This window comes from Mycobacterium sp. (genome assembly GCF_025933915.1).
Lineage (GTDB): Bacteria > Actinomycetota > Actinomycetes > Mycobacteriales > Mycobacteriaceae > Mycobacterium.
The window spans coordinates 1-6,374 of the sequence record NZ_JAICZA010000208.1 but is presented as its reverse complement, the minus strand read 5'-3'; the positions used below and the strand labels follow the sequence as shown (position 1 = coordinate 6,374).

5 protein-coding genes and 1 pseudogene are annotated in these 6,374 nt (G+C 68.6%); 1 reads left to right on the top strand and 5 read right to left on the bottom strand.

Translation table 11 applies throughout. The annotated features are described in order from the left end of the window. From Q0W90_RS22190 to Q0W90_RS22175, 4 genes and pseudogenes are all read right to left on the bottom strand, one after another. A pseudogene (locus Q0W90_RS22190) lies at positions 1 to 390 on the bottom strand (type VII secretion AAA-ATPase EccA); the annotation flags it as partial. Between the two features lie 497 nt (positions 391 to 887). Next, the gene (locus Q0W90_RS22185) at positions 888 to 1,793 is read right to left on the bottom strand and encodes a class I SAM-dependent methyltransferase (RefSeq protein WP_297776639.1); all 906 of its coding nucleotides are present in this window, start codon (positions 1,791 to 1,793) and stop codon (positions 888 to 890) included. A gap of 83 nt (positions 1,794 to 1,876) precedes the next feature. Beyond that, positions 1,877 to 3,490: a PPE domain-containing protein gene (locus tag Q0W90_RS22180; RefSeq protein ID WP_297594534.1), complete on the bottom strand. Its 1,614-nt coding sequence runs from the start codon at positions 3,488 to 3,490 to the stop codon at positions 1,877 to 1,879. A gap of 95 nt (positions 3,491 to 3,585) precedes the next feature. Next, complete coding sequence (locus Q0W90_RS22175) at positions 3,586 to 4,494, bottom strand: oxygenase MpaB family protein (protein ID WP_297776636.1); 909 nt, start codon at positions 4,492 to 4,494, stop codon at positions 3,586 to 3,588. An 84-nt stretch (positions 4,495 to 4,578) separates the two neighbouring features. Between Q0W90_RS22175 and Q0W90_RS22170 the strand changes: the two genes are divergently transcribed. Beyond that, the gene (locus Q0W90_RS22170) at positions 4,579 to 5,241 is read left to right on the top strand and encodes a TetR/AcrR family transcriptional regulator (RefSeq protein ID WP_297594530.1); all 663 of its coding nucleotides are present in this window, start codon (positions 4,579 to 4,581) and stop codon (positions 5,239 to 5,241) included. 15 nt (positions 5,242 to 5,256) lie between these two features. Here Q0W90_RS22170 and Q0W90_RS22165 read toward each other — a convergent pair. Beyond that, the coding region (locus Q0W90_RS22165) for a hypothetical protein (RefSeq protein ID WP_297776633.1) at positions 5,257 to 6,374 on the bottom strand (1,118 nt) is incomplete at its 5' end.

The following is a 6,374-nucleotide window of genomic DNA, read 5'->3' as shown; positions in this document are numbered from 1 at the left end:
GTGGAAGTCATCGGGAGTGGTGGCGCGAAACTGTAGATACAGTCCGGTGTCGTAGCGAAAGCCCAGCGAGTCGGGCGCGAGGTCCACCTGGCGCTGCAGCACGCCCGCGGTGGCCGCGGTGCGCGATACCGCCTCGAGCACCCGCAGCGACACATCACCGGCGGCCGCCAGTCCCGTCCACGCGTCGCACTGGTCGTGGGCGATGCGCGTCAGCGCGGCGAAGCCCGAACGAGCGGCGTTCAGGTCGGCCGGTCGCTGGCGTTGGTAGATGACGATGCCCAGCGCGCGGCAGCACGTGGCGAACCGGCTGACGACGTCGTCGTCAACGCGCGCGTCCACTCGCGAATTGACTGGCTGAACTGTGAGCATGCCGGTGTCACCGTGTTCCACGGCCGCGCCTTTTCATGTATGTAGTCTCCCCTAACCTGACCCGCCTGAAGTTAGCATTGCATAAGCTAACTGTCGAGGCGTTTGGGCCTGTCCGACTCGCCACTCCACTGCCCTTCTTTTACCGCCGATAAGGACGTTCTGAGTAGGGTTTCGCCGCATTTTCGGTAAACTCACAGCCGCACGCTGTGCGGTCTCACAGCAAGGCCCCACCTTACTGAAAATCATTTTCATTATCAATCTCGGCTCGCAACTCCAATCCGCCGGCGCTGCCGAGTCGAACAGGGACGACGCCGTCCGCCCCGGCGCGGTCATGGCAGCGACTCCTCGACGATCGGGTTGGGTCGAACTCGACGACCGCCACGACGCGGCAGCCGGTGAACGATCACGCAGCCATTAGTCGGCCGGCGGACCGAAAAAGTTCCGCCCCGATCGCCTCGCGGCCGAAGACCCCGGAACCGGCCGCGATCAGTGTTCGCGGCCGGCCTCGTCTCGATGCCTCAGGCCCGGACGGCGCTTACCAACGTGTTACGTGCGATCATCGGGCCGGCTTCGGTCTGCGGGCCCGGTACCGGACGACCGACCTCGCGAAGGTAGTCGGCCAACGGGGTGCCGACCGCGTTCCAACCGCGCTTGCCGAACCATTCGGTGGCGGGCGCGCACTGCTCGTTGTAGACCAGCTGGAAGAACACGCGCTGGTCGCCCTCCGCGGTGGCCGCACGTTCTTCCGCCACGGCGGCCTCGAACTCCTCGGACTTCATCGGGGCGCCATCCTCGACGGCGACGTGGCTGCCGTGGCCGGCCAGCCCGTCGATCCCGGTGAACAGCTGCTCCTGGGCGTCGGCCGGGAGATAGATCAGCAGACCCTCGGCGATCCACGCCGACGGTTTGGCCGGGTCGAAGCCGCTGTCGCGCAGGGCTTGCGGCCAGTCCTCGCGCAAATCGATCGCGATCTCGCGGCGCTCGGCGCGCGGCTGGGCGCCGGCGCCGGTGAGCACCTCGCGCTTGAAGTCGAGCACTTGCGGCTGGTCCAGCTCGAAGATTGTCGTCGCGGCCGGCCAGTCCAAGCGGTAGGCGCGCGAGTCCAGACCCGCCGCCAAGACGACCACCTGGCGCACACCCGCGTCCGCCGCGCGGCGAAAATATTCGTCGAAGTACTTGGTGCGGGCGCCCTGGAAGTTGACGAAGTTCTCGCCGAAGTCGGCGGTCTTCAGCTGATGGTCGGGGTCCTTACCGTCGAGGACGTCGGCCGCCGAACCGCCAACGGCACGGCAGAAAACCTCCGCGTATGGATCCACGGCCAGCGGGTCGGGCTTTTGCGCCTCCAATGCCCGCGCGGTTGCCACGAACAACGCGGTCGAGCCCACACTCGTGGTGATGTCCCAGGTATCGCCTTCGCTTCGCACCCAACCCACAGTACGCTGCCGCCACGCGTCGCCTTTTCCGCTGGCGCGCAACGGTAGTGGCGTACATCGGAGTGCGTCTGCCGTTACCGGCTGCCGTCCCGGCCGTCGACCTGCCCCGTTCCCTCGTCGGCACCGTCGGTGCCCCATGTGCCCGGCATCATGGGTGTCGTTGGGACGCCGTTGAATTCGTCGCCGGACAGCGTGGTCAATCCGGCCGCCGCGGCAGCCGCCTCCCGGCGCGCGGTGCCGGCGAACCCCAACGCGCCGGCGCCTTGGTCCGACGCCAACGACTCGCGGCCGACGGGCGACCCGCCCCACTCCGGGTCGACGTCGACGTTCATATCCATGAACTCATCGCCGTGCCCGCGCTGCGTCGCGCCCCTGCGCCGGCGCGCCCGGGCCGCTTTCCGTGTTGTCGCGGCCGCCACGGCGGCGGCGCTATCCGGTTCCGGCGCTTTCCGTTTGGCGCTCGAGCTGGACCTGGCGCTCATCCCCGAGCCCGTTCCCATGCCCGGAGGACCGATGACATACGGAGGGAGGAACGCCGCTGCGGGTGCCGCCGGTGCGGGTGCCGCCGGTGCCGGGGCCACCGTGGTCGCCGCGGGGGCGGGCGCCGGCGCCGGTGCCGACGCCGGAGCCGCGGCCGGCGCGACGGGGGCCGGGGCCATGGCGATGGCCGGCGGGATGCTTGGCGTCGGCGCCGGTGGCGGTGCCGCGACCACCACTGGGACGACCGCGGGGTGGGGGATGGCGGCCAGGCCGGCCAACCCGGCGAAGCCGCCGACGGCGGCGAACGGAGCGGCCGCGAGCAGGAGCGCGGGGGCCAGCAATTCCGGCTGGCTGATGAAAATCTCGAGGATGTGCGTCGGCCAGTCGAACAGCATGAGTTGCACCAGGTACTGGAAGGCCAACGCGGGATTGTGCACCAGGTAGTAGCCGAACTGCTCGAAATCCTCCAGGAGTTCCAGCGCGCGCACCACCCAGAAGATCGGTTGCCCGGCGTTCGTGTAGGAGTCGTAGGGCAGCCCGTTGACTGTTCCCTTGGCCGGGTCCCAGTCGATCCCCAGGTTCTTCAGGATGTTCGCGATGAAGTCATTGAACGGGTTGTCGATCTTGGGGTCATGGTCGACGTCGCCCGAACCATCGCTTGACGCTTGAGATTTCAGAATCGGCGGCGCCGGGTCGGTTTGCGGTGTCGCGGCGACGGCCGCGGTGGACACCGCTTGGTAGGTGGACATCGTCGTCGCCGCCTGGGTCCACATCCGCGCATAGTCGGCCTCGTTGACCGCGATCGGAACCGTGTTGATGCCAAAGAAATTCGTCGCCAGCAACGCTCCGTGGACGACGTGATTGGTGGCGAGTTCCGGCAACGTCGGCATGGCCGCCAAGGCCGCGGTATAGGCGGTCGCGGCCAGCTCGTGTTGCGTGGCAACCGCCGCGCTGTCGGCGCTGGACTGCGTCAGCCACGCCAGGTACGGGGCATGCGCGGCGACATACGATTCTCCGCTGGGCCCCTCCCATGCGCTCGCCTGGACCCCCGCCAGTAACGTGGTCAATTGTTCTGCCGCGGAGGTGTATTCGGTGCTCAGCTCGGACCACGCGCCCGCGGCCGCCAGCAGCGACGCGGGCCCGGGACCGCTGCTGAGCAGCGTGGAATGTAGTTCCGGCGGCGAGGCCATGAAGATTGGCGCCGTCATTGGTACTCCTCGGGCTGGAAGGCTTACCAGGCTGAGGAGAGCTTAATGAATATGATTGTCGTTATCAAATTTGGCGGAGGTGTCGCCGCGGAGCGCTACACCAGCGGGCGCCCCTTCTTGATCCTGCGATCCAGGTCGTGCAGCAAGACGTTGAAGGGGAATTGCCGGATGACTCGCGGTAGGTACCGGTTCACCGTGGCCAATACGGCGATCAGCCTGTCGAAGCGCCGCTGCTTGGTCGCGTCCCAGGGCAGCCGCATCTCGTCGCGGAACCGCTGCGGTAAGAAGCCCGTCGTGATCATCAGCGCGAAGCTCTCGGAGAGGCGCTGTAGGGGACCCGGCAACCTCACGCCCCGGATGCGGTTGGCGGCGATCGGATACAGGTACTCCCGCACGGTGTCGTCGATGTGCACCTTGGCCAGCGACTCTTCCCAGTAACGGTCGAACGCCGCCCGGTCTGCCGGCCACATCTTCGGCGGCACCTGCAACGTCGTGGCCAGCGCCATGCCCTCGCGGTAGTGGCGCTCGGCGTCCTCGCCGTCGAGCTCACCGATGAACATCCGATAGATGTCGAGCCCGCCCTTGTACAGGCAGGCCCCCACCCACAGCTGCAGCGCGGGGTCGAAGGCGTTGTAGGACACCGGGCTTTCCGGAGTCGAGTAAACCTGGGCGTGCGCCTTGTTCACCGCCCGTCGGAAGGCGTCCTTCTGGGCATCGCTGCCGTTGGTCGCCACCGCCAGATAGGTGAACGTGGTGCGAGCCCGCTTGAAGGGGTGCCGGTCTACGCGGCCGCTTTCGACGCGGCTCTCCAGGACGCCGTACCCGACGCCGGGCTGCGCCAGTTGCATGACCACGTTCGCCGGGCCGGCCAGCAGCGCGACGCCCATCAGGCCCTCGTCGATGCCCAGCGCCCGCCTGCGCTTGCGCCGCTGCGGACGGGGCGGATCGGTGGCTCTGCGCTCGACGTGCCCACTCGGTGGGTGCACCGGCTCGTGAATTGCCATCGTCGGATCCTCCCCGCGGCGGGTGTCCGCTAATGTGCGAACGCTTGTTTCCTGATATTGTCGTGCCGCGGCGTTAGTGTCAAGATGGTTCGCATGAGCGAGACGTCCAGCACGCGGCCGTACCGCGGGGTCGAGGCCGCCGAGCGGCTGGCCACCCGTCGTAACCGGCTCCTGGCCGCGGGGCTGGACCTGCTCGGCGATCAGCGGCCGAACATCTCGGCGGTCACCGTCCGCGGCGTGTGCCGCCGCGCCGGTCTCGCGGCCCGGTACTTCTACGAGAGCTTCGCCGACAAGGACGAATTCGTCTCCTGCGTTTTCGACTGGGTTGTCGCCGAGCTGGCCGCCACCACCCAGGCCGCAGTCGCGGCGGTGCCGGCCGGCGAGCAGACCCGCGCGGGCATGGCCAACATCGTGCGGACCATCAGCGATGACGCCCGCGTGGGCCGCCTGCTGTTCAGCATGCAGCTGGCCGATCCGGTGGTGGTGCGCAAACGCGCCGAGTCCAGCGCACTGTTCGCGATGTTGTCGGGCCAGCATGTTGGCAACGCGCTACACGTACCGGCAAACGATCGCATCAAGGCCGCCGCGCACTTCGTGGTCGGCGGTGTCGGGCAAACCATCAGCGCCTGGCTGGCCGGTGATGTCCGATTCGAACCCGGTGAGCTAGCGGATCACCTCGCCGCGCTGCTCGACGAGCTCGCCGAGCCAAACTTGTACCGCCTCACCGAAACACGTGCCGAGGCCTAGCGGCCCGTCACCCGCTCACACCGGGCAGACCGTGCACCACCCCGTCGTCGCCGTGAGCGAGAAGTCGCTCAGCACCCGGGAAAGGGCCTGCCGCAGAACCTCGTTCGAGTTGTGGCGGCCCAGTTCGTAGGCGAGGACCGAGATGAAGACCCGGTTGTGGACCCTTCCCGACAGCAACGCCAGCGCGCCGTTGGTGCGGTGCATCGTCGCGGTGGTCACGCCCGGGTACACCGACTTCATGGCGAAATAGTCGGCGTCCGTGCCGTCCGGCCGATTGGCGGCCGGGTCGAGCGCGCCGAGATTGGACGACACCACGGTGGTGGCGCCGCCGGTGACCACGCTGAGCAATCGCCGGAAGACCGGCTTCGGGATCAGGGGAACAAGGGGCAGTAATGCCCACCGCTCGTCAGGCACATCGTGATGGCGAACCAGCGCCTGCTTGATCACGGCGCGGATCTCGCGCAGGTCCGTGGTGATCGCCGAGGGGCCCAGCGTGACGTCGACATTTGTGACCGCGTTGGCGCGCGTATCGCCCGGGGCGCGTTCGTTGAAGGGCATCCCCACGTTGACCGACCCGTCGGCGGCGACCCGCCCCACCCGCTGGGCGAGGTGGGCCGCCAATCCGGCCAAAAGTGCGTTGCTGGTGCCACCCAAGGCGTTTGCGCGGGCGTCCCATTCGTCGGCGCTGACGAAGATCGTCTCCATCGGGAGGGTGATGCGGTCGTCCGGCGCGGTGGGTGGCGGGGGTCGCTTTCCGCGTGCCGGGGCCGCCGCGCCGCTTCCGTCGCGGCCCTGCCGGAGCATTCGGGCGGCTGCGCCGATGGCGCGGCCGACATCGCGTGCGTCGTGCGCGGTTTGGCGTGCATCCTCGCGTAGGGCACGCCACCGCCGCCGTGATCCCGCGGCGGGCCAGCGGACCTCGTCGTCGCGTCCGGAAGCCGCGTCACCCAGCGCCTCGCACAGTCCGACGCCGTCGGTGAGGCAATGCGTGGTGACCAGGCTCACCACCGCGCCGCCGTCGCTCAGCGGGAGCATCGCCAGGTGCCATCCGGGCCCGTGCTCGGCGTCCGGCCGCTTGTCGGCCTGCTCCTGTAGCCATGCGTCGATGTCGTCGCGCGGCCGCGGGGACGCGG

What these genes read in the sequence shown, in the direction of transcription:
- Q0W90_RS22180 (WP_297594534.1), bottom strand. Translation starts at nt 3,490, where the DNA reads ATGACGGCGCCAATCTTCATGGCCTCGCCGCCGGAACTACATTCCACG.
- Q0W90_RS22170 (WP_297594530.1), top strand. Translation starts at nt 4,579, where the DNA reads ATGGTTCGCATGAGCGAGACGTCCAGCACGCGGCCGTACCGCGGGGTC.
- Q0W90_RS22175 (WP_297776636.1), bottom strand. Translation starts at nt 4,494, where the DNA reads ATGGCAATTCACGAGCCGGTGCACCCACCGAGTGGGCACGTCGAGCGC.